16 protein-coding genes are annotated in these 22598 nt (G+C 71.0%); 10 read left to right on the top strand and 6 right to left on the bottom strand.

Annotated features, from left to right (window positions below; all coding sequences use genetic code 11):
* The first annotated feature begins 40 nt into the window (after positions 1–40).
* Positions 41–1216, top strand: coding sequence for an NAD(P)/FAD-dependent oxidoreductase (locus ABZ851_RS16205; RefSeq protein ID WP_361127245.1), 1176 nt, complete (start codon positions 41–43; stop codon positions 1214–1216).
* A 45-nt stretch (positions 1217–1261) separates the two neighbouring features.
* Here ABZ851_RS16205 and ABZ851_RS16200 read toward each other — a convergent pair whose 3' ends face one another.
* Positions 1262–2005 carry an alpha/beta fold hydrolase gene (locus ABZ851_RS16200; protein ID WP_361127242.1) on the bottom strand — a complete coding sequence of 248 codons (744 nt, stop codon included), beginning with the start codon at positions 2003–2005 and terminating at the stop codon, positions 1262–1264.
* 95 nt (positions 2006–2100) lie between these two features.
* Between ABZ851_RS16200 and ABZ851_RS16195 the strand changes: the two genes are divergently transcribed.
* Positions 2101–3063: a YafY family protein gene (locus tag ABZ851_RS16195; protein ID WP_361127239.1), complete on the top strand. Its 963-nt coding sequence runs from the start codon at positions 2101–2103 to the stop codon at positions 3061–3063.
* Between the two features lie 387 nt (positions 3064–3450).
* A complete protein-coding gene (gene rph / locus ABZ851_RS16190; RefSeq protein WP_361127370.1) occupies positions 3451–6063 on the top strand; it encodes a rifamycin-inactivating phosphotransferase in 2613 nt (870 codons plus the stop codon).
* A 135-nt stretch (positions 6064–6198) separates the two neighbouring features.
* On the opposite strand, the gene ABZ851_RS16185 is transcribed toward rph, so the two are convergent.
* Entirely contained in the window at positions 6199–7053 is an 855-nt protein-coding gene (locus ABZ851_RS16185) for an alpha/beta fold hydrolase (protein ID WP_361127236.1), read from the bottom strand.
* Between the two features lie 165 nt (positions 7054–7218).
* On the opposite strand from ABZ851_RS16185, the gene ABZ851_RS16180 reads away from it, so the two are divergent.
* The 5 genes from ABZ851_RS16180 to ABZ851_RS16160 all read left to right on the top strand — a co-directional run bounded on the left by ABZ851_RS16180 (position 7219) and on the right by ABZ851_RS16160 (position 14427).
* Entirely contained in the window at positions 7219–8001 is a 783-nt protein-coding gene (locus ABZ851_RS16180; RefSeq protein ID WP_361127233.1) for an Asp/Glu racemase, read from the top strand.
* Positions 8002–8231: 230 nt separating this feature from the next.
* Complete coding sequence (locus tag ABZ851_RS16175) at positions 8232–9044, top strand: class I SAM-dependent methyltransferase (protein WP_361127230.1); 813 nt, start codon at positions 8232–8234, stop codon at positions 9042–9044.
* 396 nt (positions 9045–9440) lie between these two features.
* The gene (locus tag ABZ851_RS16170) at positions 9441–12131 is read left to right on the top strand and encodes a SpoIIE family protein phosphatase (RefSeq protein WP_361127227.1); all 2691 of its coding nucleotides are present in this window, start codon (positions 9441–9443) and stop codon (positions 12129–12131) included.
* Positions 12132–12511: 380 nt separating this feature from the next.
* Complete coding sequence (locus ABZ851_RS16165; RefSeq protein WP_361127224.1) at positions 12512–13654, top strand: extracellular solute-binding protein; 1143 nt, start codon at positions 12512–12514, stop codon at positions 13652–13654.
* Positions 13655–14091: 437 nt separating this feature from the next.
* Complete coding sequence (locus ABZ851_RS16160) at positions 14092–14427, top strand: STAS domain-containing protein (protein ID WP_361127367.1); 336 nt, start codon at positions 14092–14094, stop codon at positions 14425–14427.
* Positions 14428–14473: 46 nt separating this feature from the next.
* Here the strand turns inward: ABZ851_RS16160 and ABZ851_RS16155 are convergent, their stop codons facing one another.
* Positions 14474–15439, bottom strand: a complete 966-nt coding sequence (locus ABZ851_RS16155) for an Lrp/AsnC family transcriptional regulator (protein ID WP_361127221.1) — start codon at positions 15437–15439, stop codon at positions 14474–14476.
* A 115-nt stretch (positions 15440–15554) separates the two neighbouring features.
* Between ABZ851_RS16155 and ABZ851_RS16150 the strand changes: the two genes are divergently transcribed.
* On the top strand, positions 15555–16985 hold the full coding sequence (locus ABZ851_RS16150; protein WP_361127218.1) for an FAD-dependent monooxygenase: 1431 nt from the start codon (positions 15555–15557) through the stop codon (positions 16983–16985).
* A gap of 153 nt (positions 16986–17138) precedes the next feature.
* On the opposite strand, the gene ABZ851_RS16145 is transcribed toward ABZ851_RS16150, so the two are convergent.
* Both ABZ851_RS16145 and ABZ851_RS16140 read right to left on the bottom strand, forming a co-directional pair.
* Positions 17139–17396 (bottom strand): hypothetical protein, encoded by a 258-nt coding sequence (locus ABZ851_RS16145; RefSeq protein WP_361127215.1) that lies wholly within the window; start codon positions 17394–17396, stop codon positions 17139–17141.
* 109 nt (positions 17397–17505) lie between these two features.
* Entirely contained in the window at positions 17506–19356 is a 1851-nt protein-coding gene (locus tag ABZ851_RS16140; RefSeq protein ID WP_361127212.1) for a beta-galactosidase family protein, read from the bottom strand.
* A 658-nt stretch (positions 19357–20014) separates the two neighbouring features.
* Here ABZ851_RS16140 and ABZ851_RS16135 point away from each other — a divergent pair.
* The gene (locus ABZ851_RS16135; protein ID WP_361127209.1) at positions 20015–21580 is read left to right on the top strand and encodes a hypothetical protein; all 1566 of its coding nucleotides are present in this window, start codon (positions 20015–20017) and stop codon (positions 21578–21580) included.
* 23 nt (positions 21581–21603) lie between these two features.
* Here the strand turns inward: ABZ851_RS16135 and ABZ851_RS16130 are convergent, their stop codons facing one another.
* The gene (locus tag ABZ851_RS16130; RefSeq protein WP_361127364.1) at positions 21604–22419 is read right to left on the bottom strand and encodes a class I SAM-dependent methyltransferase; all 816 of its coding nucleotides are present in this window, start codon (positions 22417–22419) and stop codon (positions 21604–21606) included.
* Between the last annotated feature and the right edge of the window lie 179 nt (positions 22420–22598).

Here is a 22598-nt window from a genome sequence, read left to right as displayed (position 1 = left end):
GGAGGCCCGAGGGGGACCTGCGCGGAGAATGGAGCACCACGTGACACGCATACTGGTCATCGGTGGCGGGATCGCCGGTACGGCGACCGCTCTGGCCCTGCACAAGGCAGGGTTCGACGTCGCCGTGCACGAGGCGCATCCCGACACGGCCGAGGACATCGGGGCGTTCCTGACCTTGGCGAGCAACGGGATGCGTGCACTGGCGCAGCTCGACGCCTCGGATGCGGTCACCGCGCTCGGCTTTCCGCTGCGCGCGATGCGGGTGCTCGACGACCAGGGTGCCGAGATGGCCCGGGTGCCGCTCGGGGAGGCCGACGACGCTTCCCTGCGGTACCGGTGCCTGCGCCGTGGCGAGTTGAACGCCGCGTTGCAGGCCGAGGCCTTGCGCCGGGGAATCGAGCTGTCGCACGGGGCGCGGCTGGTGTCCGTGCAGAACGGGCCGGGCAAGGTGACCGCGCGTTTCGCCGACGGCGGCGTCGCGACCGGTGATCTGCTCATCGGCGCCGACGGCCTGAACTCGGCCGTCCGGCAATCGGTCGCGCCCGGCGCGGATCCCGTCTACGCGGGGCAGAGCGTCTTCTACGGCTACACGCACAGCGCCCCGGTGGCGGAGGAGACGGGGCACATCACCATGGTGCGGGGCAGCGGTGCCGCCGTCGGCTACGCGGTCTCGCCGGCCGGGGAGACGTACTGGTTCGCGCGCGTCGCCGGTCCAGCCCTCCCCGCCGATGAACTCGCACACCCCACGCCCTCCCGCTGGCGGCAGCGACTCGTCGAGCTGCTGGGCAAGGACGCCACCCCCGCCGCGGGCATCGTCGCGGCCTCCACCGACGGCATCATGGCCACCAACGCCACCGAGATCCCGCCCAAAACCCCCTGGCGCTCCGGGCGGACGCTGCTCATCGGTGATGCCGCGCACGCGGCGTCGCCCGCGACGGGGCAAGGGGCCTCGATGGCGTTGGAGGACGCCGTCATCCTCGCCAAGTCCCTGCGGGACACGCCCGACCCGGACAGCGCGCTCGCCCTCTACGAGGCGCACCGCCGCCCCCGCGTGGAGCACAACATCACCGCCAGCGGAGAGATCTCGCGCGGCACCCGCCCCGCCCCCTCTCGCACCGGCGGGGCACCCTCCCCTCGGCGCCCCGGCGACGACACCCTGACCCGCCAGCTGGACTGGGACCTCGACATGAACGCCGTCGGCGGCACCGCGGGCTGAGCTGGGAACGCCGGCCGCGCGAGGGGGGCAGACCTTGCCCGCCCGTCAGTGTCCGGTAGCGACAACGGTGTCGAGGGTCCGGGCGAGTCCGACGGGCGTCGACAGCATGGGCCAGTGCCCGGTGGGCAGGTGGAAGCGCCGCCACGGTGACCGGTGGAGGAAGGCCAGCTCCGGTATCCCGGCATCCAGCAGGGCCTGGGCATCGTTGCAGGCGACCACCACGTGGTCGACGTCGGGGCCGAGCTCTCCGGAGCAGGTCAGCCGCTGTTCGAAGGTGCGGAAGGGCTGGGGCGTGGCCCGGGTGCGCATGAGGTCGAGCCGGTCCTCGTCGAGCCCTTCGAGGGAGCTGAACGCGCCGAGCAGGCCGACGGGCGGCAAGGGCAGCCGCCAGCCGTCTCCGTGCTCGGCAACCTGCTGGTGCAGTCGGTTCACCACGTCGTCCGGCATGACGTCGAGCAGGCTCGTTCCCTCGGCAAAGGGAGCGCTGTCCAGATAGACGACACGTTCCAGGCGCGTCCCGAGACGGACCGCGGCGGCGGTGACGGGAACCGACGCATAGCTGTGCGCGACGAGGGTGACCTCGTGCAGGTCCTGCTCCACGACGAACGCGGTGATGTCGTCGATGTGCGTGTCCAGGCCCACCTCCGGGGTGGCGAGGGCGGAGCGTTCGCCCAGGCCGGTGAGCGTCATCGGCAGCACCCGGTGGCCGCGCTCCCGCAGCGCCTGCGCGGTGTCCTCCCACGCCCAGGCCCCGAGCCAGGCACCAGGGACGAGTACGAAGGTAGCCATGCGGTTTCTCCTTGCATTTAAGGGGTTGCGGCGAGAGTAGAGTCCCAACAGGACAGTTTCCGCCCTCAAATGCCGAGTGATCCATGTCATATCCCTTGACGCGTGTACTGGCCCTGCTGGAACTCCTCCAGACGCAGCCGGGCCTGACCGGTGCACAGCTGGCGGACCGTCTGGGGACCGATGTGCGCACGGTGCGGCGCTACGCGGCACGCCTGCGCGAGCTGGGCCTCCCGGTGGAATCGGGCCGGGGCCGCTTCGGCGGCTACCGCCTGGCCCGCGGCTACCGGATGCCACCGCTGATGCTCACCAACGAAGAAGCCCTCGTGATCGTGCTGGGGCTGCTGGCCGGGGACCGCCTGGGCATGAGCACCACCGCTCCGGCCGGCGCCGGCGCCCTTGCCAAGATCGAGCGAGTACTCCCGGATCCGCTGCGTGCACCGCTGGCCGCCATGCGGGACACCTTGTCCTTCACCACCGACACCGTGCTCGCGCAGGCTCCCGAAACAGGCGTCCTGCTGACCCTGGCGCAGGCGTGCCACTCCGGTCACACCGTCGGCCTGCGTTACCGCGACTGGCACCGGGAACACACGGAGCGCGAGGTCGACCCGTACGGCGTGGTCTTCCATTCCGGGTGCTGGTACCTCGTCGGCCACGACCACCTCCGGGACGGCCTGCGGACCTTCCGCATCGACCGGATCGCCTCCGCCACGCCCGGTGCGGCAACGTTCACCGCCCCCGACGGCTTCGACCCGGTGACCCACCTCACCGCATCCCTGGCCCGGACCCCCGCGCCGTGGCGGGTCGAGGTACTGATCGAGGGTCCCTTCGAGGACGTCGCGCGCCGGCTGCCCCGCACGATCGTCACCCTCACCGCCACGTCTTCCGGCGTACTGATGCGCGCACAGGCCGCACGGCTGGACAGCGTGGCCCGCCTGCTCGCCTCCCTGGAATGGCCCTTCACCGTCCACAGCCCCGACCAACTGCGCGACGCGCTCGGAGACCTGGCCGGGCGGCTCATGGCCGCCGCCGAACGACGGCCCGGGGACCCTCCGACGTAGACGGCGCCTCATCGCCTCCACGGCGGCGCCAACCGCCCCGGGCGGCAGGTGGGGGTTCGGCGTGGGCCGTTCGCCGGTGCGCGCGGTGACGGCCAAGAGAAAAGGCAAGGAGAACTCTCTCCTTGCCACTCCTAACGTATAGCGCACCGGGGGGCTTGCGGCAAGGCCCAGGGGGTGGCGCAAAATCATCCGCCGAGACCACAACCTGCGGAAATGGGGGCACGGCGTGCGTGAGTTGTCGACGTATGGGGGGATGCGGTGGCGTCGAACCAGTGGGGGGACAGAGACGAGGACATGCCTGACAAGAAGGTCGGCGAAGCGGGAGGCGCCGGTGCGGCGATCGGCCGGCGCAGTGCAGCGGGACACGACCGCCACGGAGGCATCGCGATGATCGAGCAGTACGTGCGGGATCTGCACGAGGCTGACGAGACGCAGGTCGCGGTGGTCGGCGGCAAGGGCGCGCACCTGGGCGGGCTGTCACGGATCGACGGCATCCGCGTACCGGGCGGCTTCTGCGTGACGACGGACGCCTTCCGGCGGATCATGGCGGAAGCGCCGTCGATCGACGATCGGCTCGATCAGCTGGCGCACTTGAACCCGGACGACCGCGAGGCGATCCGCACGCTCAGCGCGGAGATCCGCCGGACCATCGAAGGCATCGCCATCCCGGGCGATCTCGCTGCGGAGATCACCCGCGGGCTCGTCCGGCTCGGCGAACAGAGCGCCTGCGCCGTCCGCTCCAGCGCGACGGCAGAGGATCTGCCGACGGCCTCCTTCGCCGGCCAACAGGACACCTACCTCAACGTCGTGGGGCCGGCGGCGGTCCTCCGGCACGTCAGCCGGTGCTGGGCCTCGCTGTTCACCGAGCGGGCCGTGACCTACCGGCAGCGGAACGGCATCGACCACCGCACGGTCCACATGGCCGTGGTCGTGCAGCAGATGGTCTTCCCGCATGCGGCCGGCGTCCTGTTCACGGCCGACCCCGTCACCGGCAACCGGAAGGTGGCCACCGTCGACGCCGGCTTCGGCCTCGGCGAGGCCCTGGTCTCCGGCCTGGTGAACCCGGACGTCTTCACGGTGCGACACGGCGAAGTCGTCACCAAGGCGATCGCCGCCAAACAGCGCGCCGTGCAGGCCCTGCCGGCCGGTGGTACGCGAGAAGTGGCGATCGACGCACAGCGGCAGGAGCAGCCGGCGCTGACGGATGCGCAGGCCGTGCGGCTCGTGCAGCTCGGGCGACGGATCGAGGCCCACTTCGGCCGCCCGCAGGACATCGAATGGTGCCTGGTCGACGACGACTTCCAGATCGTTCAGAGCCGGCCGATCACGACGCTGTTCCCGATCCCCGAGACCGGCGACCAGGAGAACCACGTCTTCGTCTCCGTCGGCCACCAGCAGATGATGACCGACCCCATGAAGCCCCTGGGGCTCTCCATGTGGCAGCTGACGGCCATGGTGCCGATGCACGAGGCCGCCGGAAGGCTGTTCGTCGACGTCACCCGGCGCCTGTCCTCGCCCGCGAGCCGCGCCGGCCTGCTGGACCTCATGGGGAGAGGCGACCCACTGGTCAGGGACGCGCTGGAGACCGTCCTCGACCGCGACGGTTTCGTCCCGTCGCTCCCGGACGCGGGTCCCGGCGGGCCGCCGGCCGGCGGTGCGCCCGCTCCGATCGAGACCGATCCGGCCGTTGTCACCGAGCTGATCGAGCGCAGCCAGGCATCCATCGCGGCGCTGGAGCGCGACATCCGGACGAAGACCGGACCGGCGCTGTTCGACTTCCTGCTGGAGGCCTTCGAGGAGCACAAGCGGGTCCTCAGCGACCCGCTGAACTTCCAGGCGATCATGGCAGGGATGGAGGCCACGTGGTGGCTCAACGACAAGCTGCAGGAGTGGCTGGGCGAGAAGAACGCGGCTGACACGCTCACGCTGTCCGCCCCCGGCAACGTCACGTCGGAAATGGGACTGGCGCTGCTCGACGTCGCGGACGTGATCCGCCCGCAGTCGGAGGTGGTGGCGTTCCTGCAGGGCGCCCTGGACGGGGGCTTGCTGGACGGCGCCTTCCTGGACGAGCTGACGAAGCTCGCGGGCGGGACCGAGGCGCGCGACGCCATCGAGGGCTACCTCGACCGGTACGGCATGCGCTGCGTCGGTGAGATCGACATCACCAGGCCGCGATGGCGCGAGCGCCCCACCTCGCTCGTCCCCGTGATCCTCGACAACGTCAGGAACTTCGAACCGGGCGCCGCCGAGCGGCGCTTCGAGCAAGGGCGGCAGAAGGCGTGGAAGAAGGAACAGGACGTGCTGTCACGCTTGCGTGCTCTGCCGGACGGGGACCGGAAAGCCGACGAGGCCAAGCGGATGATCGACCGGGTCAGAACCTTCATCGGGTACCGGGAGTACCCGAAGTACGGCATCGTCAGCCGCTACTTCGTCTACAAGCAGGCCCTGCTGGCGGAGGCCGGGCGCCTGGTGCAGGCCGACGTGCTTCCCGAGAAGGAGGACATCTTCTACCTCACGTTCCAGGAACTCCACGACGTCGTGCGCTCGCACCAGGTGGCTGACGGGCTCATCCAGCAGCGCAAGGACGCCTTCCGGTCGTACCAGGCGCTCACCCCGCCCCGGGTCCTCACCTCGGACGGCGAGGCCTTCAGCGGGGCGTACCGGCGCGACGACGTGCCGGCCTGCGCCCTGACCGGTCTGCCGGTTTCCGCCGGGACCATCGAGGGCAGGGCCCGCGTCATCCTCGACATGGCGGAGGCCGATCTCGAAGCGGGCGACATCCTGGTCACCACCTTCACGGACCCCAGCTGGTCGCCGCTGTTCGTCGCGGTCGCGGGCCTGGTGACGGAGGTGGGCGGCCTGATGACCCATGGCGCGGTGATCGCCCGGGAGTACGGCCTGCCGGCCGTCGTGGGCGTCGAGCAAGCCACCCGTCTGATCCGGGACGGGCAACGGATCCGCGTACACGGAACCGACGGGTACGTCGAGATCCTGTCCTGACCGGCCACGCCGGGAAGGCCCATCCGAAGGGCACCCCGTTGGTCTGTGCACACAGGCCAACGGGGCCTCTTCACGTCCGCATGCGAGCAGCAGGCAACCGCGCGAAGGCGCGGTTCATGAACCGTGCCGGGTGCTTCAGCCGGGCAGGCCTCGAACGAACCCGGCGACCACCGCCGCCACCGCTTCCGGAGTCTCCATGGTCATGGGATGAGTGGCGTCGATCCGCTCGACGCTGACCGTCGGCCGGGCGCGGGAGAGCGCGGACAGTTCGTCGGCGACCTCTCGGGCGAACCGGGACCTGAAGTCATCGAACCACTCCATGCCGGGCACAGGCGGCAGTTGTCGGCCGGCCTGTACCAGCAGCAGCGGGCGGTCGACCCCGTCCAGCCATGCGGCGACACCGGGTGCCCCGAGCCTGTGGAGTTCGTCGACGATCTCCAGCGCCGCCGGCCGTTCCGGCAGCGTCTGCCACGTGCCGTCGGGCAACGGGCGTGCGGCCGCACGGGCAGCGGGCTCCGCCCGGTCCGCGGGAATCCCGAACCGGGCGCAGTTGAGGACCTGTTCCTCGATGTACTCGGGTGGCGCGATGGCCCCGGCCGACGCCAGCAGTCCCTCGCTCACCCGGTCGGCGTCGGGGTACTCGCGTTCCCACCAGAAGCCGTCGAGATTCACGGCGGCTCGGGTACGGTCCGGCTCCGCCCGGGCGTACTCGACCGCGACCAGTCCGCCGAGGGAATGGCCCACCACTACGGCCTCCGGCACGCCCTGCGCGTCGAGTGTGTCCGTGATGTGCCGCACCACGGCGGGGATGGACCAGGGGGAGAGAGCGGGAGAGCGGCCGTGTCCGGGAAGGTCGATGGCGAGCACACGGTGACCGGAGGTCAGCAGGGCGGCCGAGGCGTCCCAGTCGGCGAGCGACCTTCCGTAACCGTGCAGGAGCACCAGTTGAGGGCCATCGCCCCCGTAATCATGAACGTGTAGGAGTGTCATCGGGCCTCACTGTAGAGCGCATACAGCACATCGCACACCGGGGTAGGGATCCGGGTCGCACGCGAAGTGCGCGCTCTGCGAGGCGACTTGATTCCGAAGCCGCCGCCCAGCCGGCCCGAACCCAGAATGCCACCGAGGCCCCGTTCGCCCCACAGGTGAGAGACCATGGTGGATGTGACAGACCCGAACTACGCGGATGTGACAGGCCTGAACCACGCGCAGGGTGCGCCCGTCCCGCACCCCCGGTCCAGGGTGGGGGTGGTTGCCTCGTTCGACTTCGACCGGGACCGGGAGATCTGGCGCTGGGCGCCGGAGGCGGTGTCGCTGTTCATCGCGCGTACCGACCCTGTGACGTTCTCCGACAACCTCGAACTGGTCTCGTCCCTCAACCGCCCCGGCTGCGTGGACCGGCCCACCCGTGAGGTCTGCGCGATCGGCTCCCGGGTCGTCACCTACCTTTGCACCGCGTGCAGTTTCGTCGGGGGCGCCGCCGGCGAACGGGCGCTGCGCACGGCCATGCGCACCGCGGGTGCCCCGCAGGCGCTGACCGCGGCCGGGTCGGTGGTGGCGGCCCTGCGCGCGTTGGAGGCGCGGCGCGTCGCCGTGGTGCATCCGTACGAGCCGCCGGTGGGCAGGCGACTGCACGCGTACCTGACCGGCGAGGGTCTGGAGGTGCTGTCCCTCACCGATCTCGGCCTGGGCTCCGTCCACGAGATCTACGATGTGTCCTACGAGCAGGTGACCGCGGCGGTCCGGGCCGGCATCCACCCGCAGGCCGACGCCGTGTTCATCAGCTGCACGGCGCTGCCGACCTACGACCTCATCGCCCCCTTGGAGGAGGAGTTCGGCAAGCCCGTCGTCACGGTCAACCAGGCCACCATCTGGGCGGCCCTGCGCGCGGTGGGCGAGCGCGCCATCGGGCCTCGCCAGCAGTTGCTGACCGTGTGACTCCGGGGTCGCGGGCCGCGGGGCAGCACAGCCGCAGAGCCGCACAGCCGTCGCCCAGGATCGACGCAGGTCGGCGGCCCTGCGCCACCGGCTCCGGAGGGGACACAGCCCGCCGCCACCTCCGGCCTCGCCACGTCCGTCCGACCAACCGTCCGGCCGTCCGACCGACCGACCGACCGACGCCATCCACACACCCCGGCTACTCACCCGAGTACGAGAAAGGCGCACCCATGACACAGCAGCCCGCCACCACCCCGTACAACAGCGGCCTGTTGAGCAATGACGCCGACCGCGAACGTGACCGCTTGGAGTCCATCCAACGCGGTGTCGACGATTTCACCACCGGCGTTCTCGACCGCCTTCCCATCGAATCGTCCTGGAACTGCCTGGAACTGGGCGCGGGTACAGGCTCCATCGCCTACTGGCTCGCCGGACGCTGTCCGGACGGCCGCGTGGTCGCCGCCGATCTCGACACCCGCCACCTCGATGCGAGCCGGGCCGCGAATCTGGAGATCCAGGAAGCCGACATCACGCGCGAGGACTACGCACCCGGCAGCTTCGACCTCATCCACGCCCGCTACCTGTTCTGCCACCTCCAGGACCGCGACCGGATGGTCGCGCGGGCCGCCGACTGGCTCGCCCCCGGTGGCTGGCTCCTCATCGAAGAGCCGTATCACCTGCCGGCCGACACCTCGCCCTTCCCCGTGGTCCAGCGCATCCTCGACGCCTACCAGCGCACCTACCGCGAACACGGCGCCGACATGACCTGGGCCCGGGCCCTCCCCGCCCTCCTGGCCCGCAACGCACTGACCGAGGTGGCCTTCGCCGGGAACCTCGGCTGTATGGGCGGACTCGGCCAGGACCGCTGGCTCCCGCTCATCACCCAGGCCGCTCCCGCCCTTCTTGCCGACGGCCTGGTCACCGAGGCCGACCTGGCCGAGTTCGCCACCCTGCTCAAAGACCCGGCGTTCATCGACATCCCGCAAGTCACCATCTCGGCATGGGGCCGTCGTCCCGGCACACCCCAGAACACCAAGGCCTGAGCAGCACGGCGAGGGCCGGCGCGGCCACAGCCCGGCGGCCTCTCGCCGCCCCCGTGGGGCAACTGCCGTAGCGTGCCTTGCCGACCCTCGGGCAATACAGCATAAATAAGGAGCATGAGCGGAAATCCGGGTCGATTCCGGCGTTGGCTGAGCCGCGCGCCCGGCCGTTCCGCCATTCCGGGCACGCCCCCTGCCGGGGACAGCACCGGCGACGACCAGCAGGGCGAACGCGCAGCGGAGGCCGGAGATCCGACGGGAGAGGGCGGTCTTACAGGGGGCGGCGGCCCCGCAGGGAACGGTGGCCCCGCAGAGGCCGGCGGCCCCTCGGACACCGGCGGTTCCCCGCAGGGCGAACGCCCCGCGAGTGGCGGAGGTCCGCAGTACACACGGCCCTCCTTGACCACGCGCAGCGTCGCCCGGGAAGTCTTCCTCCTCCAGTTGGTGCTCGTGGTGCTGCTGGTCGCGGCGGCGGTGGTCGCCCTCGTCGTCCAGGCCCGGCGGGACACCATGACCGACGCCCGGCACCGCACGCTCGCCGCCGCCGAGTCCTTCGCGCACTCCTGGGGGCTCCAGGAGGCGCTGAACAGCGACAATCCGTCCGCGAAGCTCCAACCGCTCGCCGAGGCGGCCCGGAAGGCCTCCGGCGTCGACGCGCTCATCGTGTACAAGCTCGACGGGATCACCCTCACCCACAGCGACCCGCGGCAGATCGGCAAGCACGTCATCGGCCCGTATGCCGAGGCCGCCCGGGGCAAGCCCTTCACCCGGACCTTCCAGGGCGCCCTGGGCCTCTCCGTGGTCTCCGCGGCCCCCGTCAAGGACGCCTCGGGCAGGGTCGTCGCCCTCGTCGCCGCGCCGGTCACGGTGGAGAAGGTGCAGAAGTCGGTCAACCGGCAGCTGCCCATGTTCCTGGGCACCGCCGTCGTGGCACTGGCACTCGCCGGAGGCGGCGCGGGGCTGGTGAGCCGTCGCCTGCGCCGGCAGACCCACGGTCTGGGACCGGCCGAGATGACCCGGATGTACGAGCACCACGATGCGGTCCTGCACGCGGTACGGGAGGGTGTCCTCATCGTCGGGCGCGACGGGCGGCTGCTGCTGGCCAACGACGAGGCACGGCGGCTGCTGGACCTGCCGGCGGAAGCGGAGGGACGCCACGTCGGCGACCTGGGGCTGGACCACCGCACCGCCGGACTCCTGGCGTCGGACCGCAGCGCCACCGACGAGGTGTACCTGGCCCAGGACCGACTGCTGGCCCTCAACAAGCGGTCCACCACCGCCCACGGGGCTCGCCAGGGAAGCGTGGTGACCCTGCGCGACACGACCGAACTGAGGTGGCTGTCGGGGCGCGCCGAGGTGGCCCGGGAACGGCTCCGGCTCCTCTACGACGCCGGGGTGCGGATCGGCTCCACGCTCAATGTCGTGCGCACGGCCGAGGAACTGGCGCAGGTGGCGGTCCCCCGGTTCGCCGACATCGTCACCGTCGAGCTGCTGGACCCGGTCCTGAAGGGCGAGGAGCCGGCCGCGGCGGCTACCGAGCTGCGCCGGGCGGCCCTCGCCGGCCTGGCGCCGGACCATCCGCTCTACCCCGTCGGCGAGCTGATCCGGTTCGTCCCGAAGACCCCGGTGGGCGCACACCGGGACCGGGTCCGCTCGCTGATGGAGCCGGACCTGGCCGGCTCGTCCGCCTGGCGGTCGCAGGACCCGGAACGCACCCGGCGCATCCTGGAGCACGGCGTGCATTCCCTGGCGGTCGTACCGCTGCGCGCCCGGGGGGTGGTGCTGGGACTGGTCGACTTCTGGCGGTCGGGGGGCACTCCGCCCTTCGACGACGAGGACCTGTCCTTCGCCGAGGAGCTGGCGGGGCGGGCCGCGGTGGGGATCGACAACGCCCGGCGCTACACCCGCGAGCGCACCATGGCGATGACGCTCCAGCGCAGTCTGATGCCCCGCGGCCTGCCCGACCAGGACATCCTGGAGGTGGCGCACCGCTATCTCCCCGCCCGGGCCGGAGTGGGCGGGGACTGGTTCGACGTCATCCCGCTGCCCGGCGCCCGGGTGGCGCTGGTCGTCGGCGACGTGGTCGGCCACGGCGTGCACGCGGCGGCCACCATGGGCCGGCTGCGCATCGCCGTGCACAACTTCTCGGCCCTGGACCTCTCCCCCGACGAGCTGCTGGGACACCTCGACGAGCTGGTGACCCATCTCGACGTCCAGGACGAGGACAACGGCGAGGGCCCGTCGATCACCGGCGCCACCTGCCTGTACGTCATCTATGACTCCGTCTCCGGGCGGGTCACCGCGGCCACCGCCGGTCATCCGCCGCCGGCCGTGGCCTACCCCGACGGAACGGTGGAGTTCCTGCACCCTCCCGTCTCTCCGCCATTGGGCCTGAGCACCGGCCTGCCCTTCGAGTCCACCGAGCTGTCGCTGCCGGAGGGCTCGCGGCTGGTGCTCTACACCGACGGGCTGATCGAGAGCCGCAGCCGCGACCTGGACGCGGGGCTGGAGGCACTGCGTGCGGCCCTCGCCGGACCGGGCCGTACGCCGGAGGACACCTGCGCCGCCGTCATGCAATCGCTGCTGCCCGCCAGGCCCGCCGACGATGTCGCGCTGCTGGTGGCCCGGACACGGCAGCTGGACCCGGCGGACGTCGCCGAGTGGGACGTCCCCCGCGACCCGGCGGCGGTGGGTCCGGTCCGCAACGCCTGCGTCCGCCGATTGGAGGACTGGGGCCTGCAGCACATCGCCTACGGCACCGAGCTCATCCTCAGCGAACTGATCACCAACGCCATTCGCTACGGCGCCGAGCCCATCCACGTGCGGCTCCTGCACACCCGCGCCACCCTGATCTCCGAGGTCTCCGACGGCAGCAGCACCTCCCCGCACATCCGCCAGGCGAAGGCCACCGACGAGAACGGCCGCGGCCTCTTCCTCGTCGCGCAGTTCGCCGAGCGCTGGGGCACCCGCTACTCCCCCAGGGGCAAAACGATCTGGGCCTGCCAGGCGATCGCCCCCGACGCCCAGTCCCCGGAAGAGGAGTCACCGGACCATCTCCTCAGCCGTTGGGAGGAGCACGGGGGGTGGTGAGGCCGTGGCGCCGTGCCTGTGCCTGCGCCCGCCCCTGGGGCTGGGGCTGGGCCCGCGCTTGCTGACGAGCGGGATACCGCCCTACGCGGGTGGCGATCACTCCCCCACCCGTGCTCTCCACTCGCCGCTGTGACCTGGACCGATCACCGCCCTGACGGGGAGACACAACGGGCACAGTAGGCTGTTTCGGACCATTCCCGCAGAGAGAAACTCCGGGCGGTGACCGACGCGGCGGGATGGCGTCAGGACCGCCCCCGCGACAAGGCGCAGGCGGTCTGCGGGAGTGCCGGGGGCGCGTCCGCTCAGTGAGCCTTCGAGGCCCCTGGCGGACGTTCCCCCGTCCGGCGGACCTTCCCCTACTTGGCCCTGTTGGAGGCGTCGTGGCAACACATCATCGGGTCCGCGCAGGCGCCCTCCTGTGCTGTCTCGGCCTGGCGGTGCCCGGTCTCGGTGCGTGCCAGGAAGCGGGACCCACCCGGCCGGTCGCGCCCTCGCGGGCCGAGTCCGCCGCGGAGGCCGGCGGGATGGCGGCACTGGTCAAGGCGGCGAAGAAGGAGGGCAGGCTCAACACGATCGCGCTGCCGCGCCAGTGGGCCAACTACGGCGGACTGATCGACGGCTTCGAGAAGAAGTACGGCATCAAGGTCGTCGTCGACAACCCGAACGGCCACAGCAGTCAGGAGATCGACGCCCTCAAGCGCTACCGAGGCCAAAGGCGCGCCCCCGACGTGATCGACGTCGGGGACACCTTCGCCCAGTCCGCGGCGCGGCACAACCTGCTGACCCCCTACCGGGTCGCGCAGTTCGACGAGATCCCGCCGGAGCAGAAGGACGCCGAGGCCCGCTGGTACAACAACTACGGCGGCTACATCTCGATCGGCTGCGACGCCGCCCGCGTGCGCACCTGCCCCGAATCCTTCGCCGATCTGCTCCGGCCGGAGTACAAGGGCCTGGTCTCGATGAACGGCGAACCCACGGCCGCGGGATCAGCCTTCGCCGCCGTGTACGCGGCGACCCTCGCCAACGGGGGCTCGTTCGACAACATCCGCCCCGGCATCGACTTCTTCGCCCGGCTCGACAAGAGCGGCAACTACAACCGGGCCGACCCCACCCGCGCCGCGATCGCCAAAGGCAGCACACCGATCAGCATCGAATGGGACTACCTCAACCTGCAGCACATCGACCAGCTCCACGGTACGGGCGTGAACTGGAAGGTCTCCATTCCCTTCGACGGCAGCTTCTCGCAGTACTACGCGCAGGCGGTCAACAAAAACGCCCCCCACCCCGCTGCGGCGCGACTGTGGGAGGAGTACCTCTTCAGTCCGGAAGGCCAGAACCTCCGCCTCGTGGACTACGCCCGCCCGGTGCTGATGGCCGTCATGGCCAAGCACGGCACCCTGAACAAAGCCCTGGCCGCACGCCTGCCGACGGTCGAGGGCACACCCCAGTTCCCCACCGAGGCCCAGCTGAACACGGCCCTGCGCACCGTCCGTGAGGACTGGGCCAAGTCCGTCGGCGACTGATCGCCCATCACCGAGGGGCCTCAGCATCGAGAGCGTCGAGAACGTCACCCGTGACAACGCGGTGCGCCCCGCAGGTCGACCGCCCGGCGCGGTACGCCGATCGCCTGGCGACGGCAGTGACCCCTGACTTCGGCCGATCGACGAATCCTCCAACTTCCCCGTAGCACTCGATGGTTGGCGAATCGTGGTGACCGTCCTGCCCTCCAGGCAACCAGCACTGCCGGTGAGCCGCCGCTACGGCTACGACTCCGTCTGCTCCCCCATCGCGACTGGCCGGGCCGGCGCCACCCCGGCCCGGCTCCTCTCGTCGGCGTGGGAGGCCCGGCTCGCGAGGCGGCGGCGCGCGCCATCGGGCGGCTGCTTGGCGAATGCGGCGCATTCGCCGAGACTATGGGGGAACGTCCTTGACGTGCTGCCAGGAGGTCGACGTGCCAGCCATGCCCCCGCAGTCCGCCCGGCCGGAGCGCGCCCCCGTGGTGCTCACCGAGGCTGACGAGCAGCATGCCGTCCTGACGTTCTCCGGCATCTTGGACGCCCAGACCCTGCCCGAGCTGGAAGAACTCCTCAGCGACCAGCGCCTGCGACAGGCAGGCACCTGGGTATGGAACATGAGCGGCCTTGAGCGGATCGGCCTCGCATGCGCCTACGCCCTGCTCCGCGCCGTCACCCATGCACCGGAAACCGTCGACGTCACCGTCCACGGTGCCCGCCGCGCCGTTCAGCGCACCCTGCGGCATGCCGGTCTCGACACCGTCGTGACCATCGAGGAGTAGCCGAGCCCGGCCGCGGTGGGTGCTGCTGCAGGGGGCCGGCCGGTTGCTACGGCTGGTTCACTGCCTGCTTGACGGTCCTGATCACTGGTGCCGTTTCGAGGTGTGTGACGGCGGGGAGTGCGGCGACCCGGGTGGTCAGGTAGCGGTACAGCTCCCGCTGGTTCGTGCACACCACGCTCGCGTACAGATTGGTCGGGCCGGTCGTGGCGGCGGCGAACGCGATCTCCGGATGCCCGGCCAGCGCCTGACCGGCCTCCTCCAGGTGTGCGGGGGCGACCGAGAGCCAGAGCAGGGTTCGGGCATGCACGCCGAACATGCGCCAGTCGACGTCGAGGTCGAGATAGAGCAAGCCGTGTTCGCGCAGCTCCGTCATCCGGCGCCGGACCGTCGTCGGCGACCAGCCGGTCGCCGTGGCCAACTGCTCGAACCCGGCGCGGCCGTCGGTGGCGAGCAGGGCGAGGAGCTTGCGGTCACCGTCGTCGAGTCGCACCGGCCCTTCTCGGTGCGGCACCGGAAGCGGGCGCAGTCGCTCGATCGCCTCCTCGTCCAACGACCCGAGTTTACCGACCAGGTTGTCGGGGCCACCGTAGAAGGCGTGCAGCACGGAGTGCGCGGTCACGCCCTCCACACGCGGCGTGCGGGGAAGTTTGGCCAGCAGCAGTGCCTCGCTGTCCGCCTCGCTCTCGGTCCGGACCACGCAGGTGATCTCGGTGCCGCCGGAGCTGAGGCTCACCCAGGACGTGTCGGGGCGTCTGGCCAGCGCCTCGGCGACCGGGAGCGAGGCGTTGGGAGCACATCGCACCCGCAGAAACCACAGGATGGCGCCCAGCGCGGTGGGGTCGACCCCGCCGAGCACCCGTACCGCCCCGGCTGACCGCAACCGGGCGTAGCGGCGGGCGATGGTGCGATCCGAGACGCCGAGAACGTCGGCGATGGTGCTGAACGGGGCGCGGCCGTCGATCTGCAAGGCGTGCACGAGCCGTCGGTCCAGCTCGTCGTAGTCGGATTCCACCGAACTGAAGGTAGGCGGTGTCAGATACCAGCGCAATCGGACCGTTTCCTGGCTCGGTCGGCTCGGCCGACAGAGCGTTGCTCTTGTCCTGATCGACCCAGTCAGAGGAGAGTCCGTGGACACCGATGTGCTCATCGTCGGCGCCGGCCCGACCGGAATGACGCTGGCCAACGAGCTGCTGAGGACGGGGGTGTCGACCGTGCTGGCCGACAAGCTGTCGCAGCGCAGCGAACTGTCCAAGGCAGGCGGCGTGCAGTCCCGCACACTGGAGGCGCTTGACCAACGAGGGCTGCTGGAGCCTTTGCTGGCCACCGGAGATCACCCCGTCACCACTGGCCACTTCGCCGGTATCCCGCTCCACTCCCACCGCCACCGTCTGCCGTGGCGGTCCGTGCCGCAGGTGGTGATCGAGGGATTCTTCGAGCAGCATCTCGCCGCGCACGGCCTGAACGCCCGGCGGGGCCACGAACTGGTCGGCCTCGACCAGGACGACGACGGGGTCACCGCGGCCTTCGCCGACGGCGCCACCCTCCGCTCCCGCTACCTCGTCGCTGCCGACGGCGCTCACAGCACCGTGCGGGCCCTGCTGCGGGCCGGGTTCCCCGGTCAGCCGGGCACGTTGACGATCATCGCCGCCGACGTGCGGCTGGGCGGCGTCGAGCCGTCCACGTCGCACACCTGGAACGAGGACGGGCGCTGGGCGGCACTGTTCCCGCTCGGCACCGATCCGCAGGGCAGGCAACTTCGCCGCCTGGTCCTCGGCGGGCCGGGCCAGTCACTGCCGAGGGAGACCCCGGTCACCGAGAACGACATCCGCCGGGGCCTGAGCACCGTGTTCGGCACGCGGGTGCACCTCCTCGAACTGCGCTACGCCCGCCGTATCACCAACGCGTCACGACAGGTCGAGCAGTACCGGCACGGACGGGTATTCCTGGCGGGCGATGCCGCCCATGTCCACCTTCCGCTCGGCGCGCAGGGCATGAACACCGGCATGCAGGACGCGCTGAACCTCGGTTGGAAGCTCGCCGCCGCCGTGCACGGCTGGGCACCGCGGAACCTGCTCGACACGTATCACGCGGAACGGCATCCGGCCGGGGCCGCCGTCTTGCGCAACGTCCGGGCACAGAGCCTGCTGATGGACTGGGCCGGGACCCGCGATCCGGACGTGCTGGCTGCCCGGGAGATCTTCACGGCCATGGCCCAACTGCCGGACGTCCAGCACCATCTCGCCGACCTGATGTCCGGGATGGCCCTCCGCTATCCGATGCCGGGCACCGAAACCCATCCGCTCGTCGGCCTGCCCGCACCGGACCTGGACCTCGGCCCGGCCCGGGTGCACGAACTGCTGCGGTCCGGGCACGGCATCCTGCTGGATCCGGCCGACACGTTCGCCGGGGTCGCCGGCCCCTGGGCGGACCGGGTGGACCGGGTGGGCCAGGGCGCCGACGTCGAGCCGATGCTCATCCGGCCGGACGGCTACGTGTGCTGGGCCGGCGCGGATGGCCTGAAACCGGCGCTCGACCGCTGGTTCGGCGAGCCCCGCTGAGTCGACGTTCATCCGGTCGCAGCCTTGGCCCGGGGCCCGGGGGGCCGGGGCCCCGGGGGCCGGGCGGACGCCCAGCTCCGCACCCTGGCGGCGGAGCTCGCCGTGCGGGCCGCCCAGTCCGAGGCCGGCGTCAGCCGCCCCGACGGCACACGCTCAGGACGTGACCGTAGCGGTCAGCCCATAGTCCAGCTCCGCACCGTCGACGAGCACCGCCTCGACCGTGCGGGTGCGGGGGTCGATGTCGGCCACGATTCCGTTGCCGGCGTAGCGGGGGTAGCCCGAGGCGCCCGTCTCACCCGTCGCCTCGACGACAGCCGATCGTACGGCTGAGTCCTCCGCGGAGGCACCGCCCTTGTCCCCGACATGTTCGGGGACCAACAAGATTTTGAAGCTCTGCGGGTCTGTAGTCACGCCTCCATATCTATATGCCTGTGACCCCGGGCGGGGGACAGGCGCGCGGCATGGCGAGGGCGAGGGCGGCGATCGCTACCGTGCTGACCGATGTCCGGTCGGTGCCGCGCTAACCGATGTCCGGCTCGGACCGGACCTCGATCCGGTCCCCCGTCCGCTCCATTTCCAGGACGACGAGTTCGTTCCGCCCCCGCCGCCACAGATGGCTCGGCGCGTACAGGGTGACCTGCGGCCCGAGGGACCAGTACCGGCCGAGCGCAAACCCGTTGAGCCACACCATGCCCTTGTCCCAGCCCGGGAAAGCGAGGAAGCCGTCCGCGGGGGTGCCGACATGGACCCGGGCCCGGTGGAACGCGGGGCCGGCCGGCGTGTCCGTGCTGCCGAACCGCAGAGCCGAGAGGTTGTCGAGCGGCAGCCGGCGGATCTCCCAGTCGCTCAGTGCCTCGTCGTCGAGGAGAACCTTGCCGCTGATTCCCTTGGGGTCGTTGAGTCCCTGGCCGAAGTTGACCCGCCCGGTGGGATCGACCAGGAGGTCCAGCGTGCTGGAAGCACCGGCCACGGCGAAGCCGAGGGTGTGGTCCGGCTGATTACGGTCGAAGGTGCCGATGCGTTTGCCGTCGCCGAACACCAGCGCACGGTCCCCCAGGCCCGTGATCCTCAGGCGCTTGGTCCCCTGCGGCCCCCGCACCCGGGTGCGGTAGTGGATCAGCCCGTACGGCTGCCCGAGCGCTTCCATGTGAACGGGGGTGGCGCGCCGTAGCGGAGTGCCCAGCACGTCGAGCGTGTCCATCAACGGCACCGACTCGCGGACGGCCACGCTCTGGGACGGCATACGGCGCGGCGTGGCCGGCAGGGGCGTGCTCGGCACGGTGGTGTACTTGGCCAGCACCTCACGCACCTTGTGGAACTTCTCGGTGAGTTCACCGGACTCGCTGATCGGGGAGTCGTAGTCGTAGCTGGTGATGGTGGGCTGGTAGGCGCTGCCGGTCAGATTGGCTCCCGCCGACCAGCCGAAGTTCGTTCCGCCCACGGCCATATAGAAGTTGATGGACGCACCCGCCTGGAGCAGTTTCTCCACGTCGGCGGCGGTCTGCGCCGGGTCGGTGGTGTGGTGCGGCTCGCCCCAGTGGTCGAACCAGCCGTCCCAGAACTCCGTGCAGAACAACGGCTTGTCCGGCTGGAATTTTCGCAGCTCCGCGAAGGGCCCGGTGGGGTCCCCGGCGAAGTTGACGGTGGACAGGAGGCCGGGAAGGCTGCCGGCCTTCAGCGCCTCCTGGGTGGCCCCGTTGGAGCAGAACAGCAGACTGTCCACGCCCTGGGACCGCATGGCATCCCGCAGATGTTCCAGGTGGGCGTGGTCGTCGCCGTAACTGCCGTATTCGTTCTCGACCTGCATGGCGATGATGGGTCCGCCGCGGGTGGCCTGCAGGTCCACGAGCCGGGGCAGCAGTTCGGCGAACCAGGCGTCGACCGCCCGCTCGTAGGCGGGGTCGGAGCGGCGCAGGGGCGCGTCCTTGTCCTTGAGCAGCCAGGCCGGCAGCCCGCCGAAGTCCCATTCCGCGCAGATATACGGTCCCGGTCGCACGATCACCTTGAGCCCGGCCTCGTCCGCCGTCCGTACGAAGGCGGCGACATCGCGCCAACCGCTGAAGTCGGCCTTCTTCTCGTACGGTTGGTGGAAGTTCCAGGCGACGTAGGTCTCCACCGTGTTCAGGCCCATCGCCCGCATCCGCAGCAACCGGTCACGCCAGTCCTTGGGATGCGTACGGAAGTAGTGGAAGGCACCCGAGAGAATCCGGAACGGCTTGCCGTCCAGCAGGAATTCGTGCCCGCGGATGGTCAGCCCCCGCGGGCTGTCGGCCTGGGCGAGGGTCGTACGCCCACTGCCGAGGGCGACGCCCACGGACGCGCCCCCCACCACGGCCGCGCTCAGAAATCTACGTCGGCTGAACTGCGTCATGCCTGCTCTCCTCGACTCGACTCGACTCGGTCGACCGACCGACCGATCGCCACGCAAGGTTCGAACTTGTTCAGTGATGCGCGCTTCTGTGCATTGAGAGTGTTATGTAGAACAGAAACGAGCACAAGGGTCCGTGACGGAGCATGGTGATCCCGGCAGACGGGGCGTGGATGACGTGATGACGGTTGCCCGCAGTGACCTGGAACGGGAAAGGTCCGGGGGCGATGCCGCCCGCCCCGAATTCCCTCGACAGAGCGCGAACCGGGCTGGCAGGCTGCGTGCATGACCTACGGAATCGAGTTCCACCCCGCCCGGTGAGCGCCCAGGAAGAGCGCGACGCGCTCACCCTCCGCCCGCCCTGTATGACTACGCGCTGCATTTGCTGCATGAGGCCCCCGACGGGATCCCACCGCGGCGTGGTTTCCCCCTCTCTCAACAGCCCGAACGGGGTGTCTCCCCACAGCCGGAACGGGGCGTCTCGCAACAGCCGGCACCGGGTGGGAGCCCACCGTCCCCCGCAGCGCTGCCCCTCGAAGGGCTGCCCCTCGAAGAGTCACAAGCCGCCCTCCGGGACGCGCTGAACCCGCTACCGCACGACTCGGCCACCCTGCACCGCCGCTTCGCGCGGCTGGGTATCCGGGACTGCGCCATGCACCTGATGCTGATCCAATCTGCCGTCGCCGGGCTGCCGTTGCCGGCCGGGCAGCAGGACGCGGCCCGGTCCCTGGCCCGGCAGCTCACGCGCACCGGCACCACCGTGCCCGCCGTCACCGCAGGCCTCGCCCTGCTCACCCGCCTCGGCACGTCCGAGGACATCCCGTACCTGTCCGTTCTCGGCCTGCTCCGGAGGCTCACCCGCCCGGCTGTCGACGCCCTCGACGCCCTGGACTCCCGGAGCGCAGCCGTCGTCTGGCTCTCCTTCTACGCACGTGGTGATGAGCTGCGCCCACTCGTCCGCGCCCTGCGGAGGGATGAACAGAGAGGCATCCGCGCGGAGTTGGTCGCGTTCCCCGCTGAGCCCCGACTCCTCAGCACCGCGGTCGCCCGCCGGATCGCGGAGGCAGCCCGGCTGCCCGACCTGCTCGGCCGGCATCCCTCCGACACGGCCCTGCTCGCCCGGGCGGGCTGGCTCCTGGTCCGGATGGGATGCTCGCGCGACGCCCCGACCGACCTCCTCGCCTACCGCGACGCACTCACCGTGTACGAGAGCGTCGTGACGCGCGCCGGGCTCCTGCCGCCCAGCCTCGGCCACCACGCCACCCTGCTCTCGCTCGCCCTGGACTTGAGCAGCGGCCCCGGCGTGCTGCTGGACTGGCCCCCTGGACGACGTATGGCGCTGTTGGATTCACTGGAACGGCTGCTGACCGAGCCCCGGTGGGCCTCGCTGCAGGCAACCGACAAAACAGGCGGGACGGAACATCGACTGCGGCCCGGGTGGATCCGACGCACCGGTCGGCAACCCTTCAGGCACCCGACGCCGCCCGGCAGGCTGCGCGTCGAGGTGGTGGCAGGCGATCCCGCGGCCCGGGCGCCCGTCGAGACCCGCGTCCTCCTCGACGGGCGCCCCGCGGTCCCGGCGTTCTTCGACCGCGGTCCCGCCCACAGCCCCGAATACCTGCTGGACGAAGGCCGCCTCCGGGCCGGCCCGGAGCCCAGCGAGGTACAACTCGCGGAGGCATCCTGCACCGAGGAGTGCTGCGGCGCGCTCTACGTCACCATCCGACGCGACGGAGACCAGGTGGTGTGGGAGAACTGGCAGCGGCCCTCCACCATGCCGGGTTCCCGGGCTCCGGTACCCGAACCGGCTGCCTACCGGTTCGGCGCCGCGGCCTACGACGCGGAGATCGCCCGCGCCGAGACCGACCGCTCCTGGTCCTGGCCGGCCCGCACCACGGCCCGGCTGATCAAGGCCGGCCTGATGGAACGGCCGGACCTCCTGAGCCGGTGGGACGCAAAACGGGGCTGGATCAGCAGCGACTTCGACGACCCGGACACCACTGTGGTGACCTTCCTGCACGCGCCGGGACTCGGCTCCGGGAAACCGGGCGGCATTTCCCTCCAGTTCCGTTGGGCCATACCGGACGACGGCACCCCACCTGAGGCACAGGCGGCGGCCGCCCTGAACCGGCTGGCCGAGGAGGACCCGAAAACCTACGGCCAGGTGTGCGGCGGCAGCCTCGAACGCGCCGAAGAACTCGGCTTCTCCTGGCCCCAGAGGGACTGAGCCCCAAGGAACCGGGAGGCGCTCTACCGACGGACCGCCGAGATCAGTCCGCCGGGCTGCTCCTCGCGCTGCGGCGGGGTGCTGATCGGACGGCCGTAGGCGGCAGCGCGCTCGCGCAAGGTGTGACTGTGGGCCTCCCAGCCGTGCCCGGCCAGCCAGCCCACCGGGTCGTCGGGCATCTCCGAGACCCACATGGACGCCGCCGATCCCGGCGCGGCGTCCGCGCCGAAGCGCTCGATCACGCCGCGCGAGCCCAATGTCAGCCCCATCCGACTGCCTGCCGCCGACTGCGTACTGATCCGGGCCAGCAGTAGCTCGACCGCGTCCTCGGGAAGGTAGATCAGCAGCCCTTCGGCGATCCACGTGGTCGGCACCGCCGGGTCGTGCCCTGCGGCGGCCAGCGCGCCTGGCCAGTCCTCACGCAGATCCACCGCGACGGTGATCCGCTCGCAGCGTGCGACGGCCCGCTCCTGGCGCAGCACCGAAGCCTTGAAGTCCAGTGGCGCGGCGGTGTCGACCTCGAACAGCCGGGTGCCCTCGGGCCAGTCGATCCGGAAGGCCCGGCTGTCCATGCCGGCGCCGAGCAGCACGACCTGCCGGACCCCGGACGCGGAGGCCTGCTGCAACAAGTCGTCGAGGAACTTCGTCCTGATGACGATGGAGTACGACACGGCCAGTCGGCGGCGTCGCGCGGCCTCGTCATCGGGCCGCGGCGGCGAGGAGGGCCACAGGCCGCCGGCGGTGGCGAAGGCCTGTGCCAGTGGATCGCGGAACAGCGCGTCCTCCCGCTCGGTCTCCAGCGCCCGCACCCTGGCCACCCCCACCGCCGTGGCCCACACTCCCGACGGCTGCACCCGCTCCCCCTCCTCAGTCACCGCGCCAGCCTAGATGACCGATTTCAAGGGCCCGAGGGAGGGAGCCGGCTTCATGGCGGCCAGTCAGCCATGCGCACACTGACCGCCTACGACCACTGAAGCCATCATCTTGACCGCTGACCACTGGCCGATGCCGCTGACCG

The sequence above is a fragment of the Streptomyces sp. NPDC047049 genome, from assembly GCF_040643995.1.
GTDB lineage: Bacteria > Actinomycetota > Actinomycetes > Streptomycetales > Streptomycetaceae > Streptomyces > Streptomyces mooreae.
The sequence above is the reverse complement of the archived record's forward strand: the minus strand, read 5'-3'. Positions and strand labels throughout refer to the sequence as shown.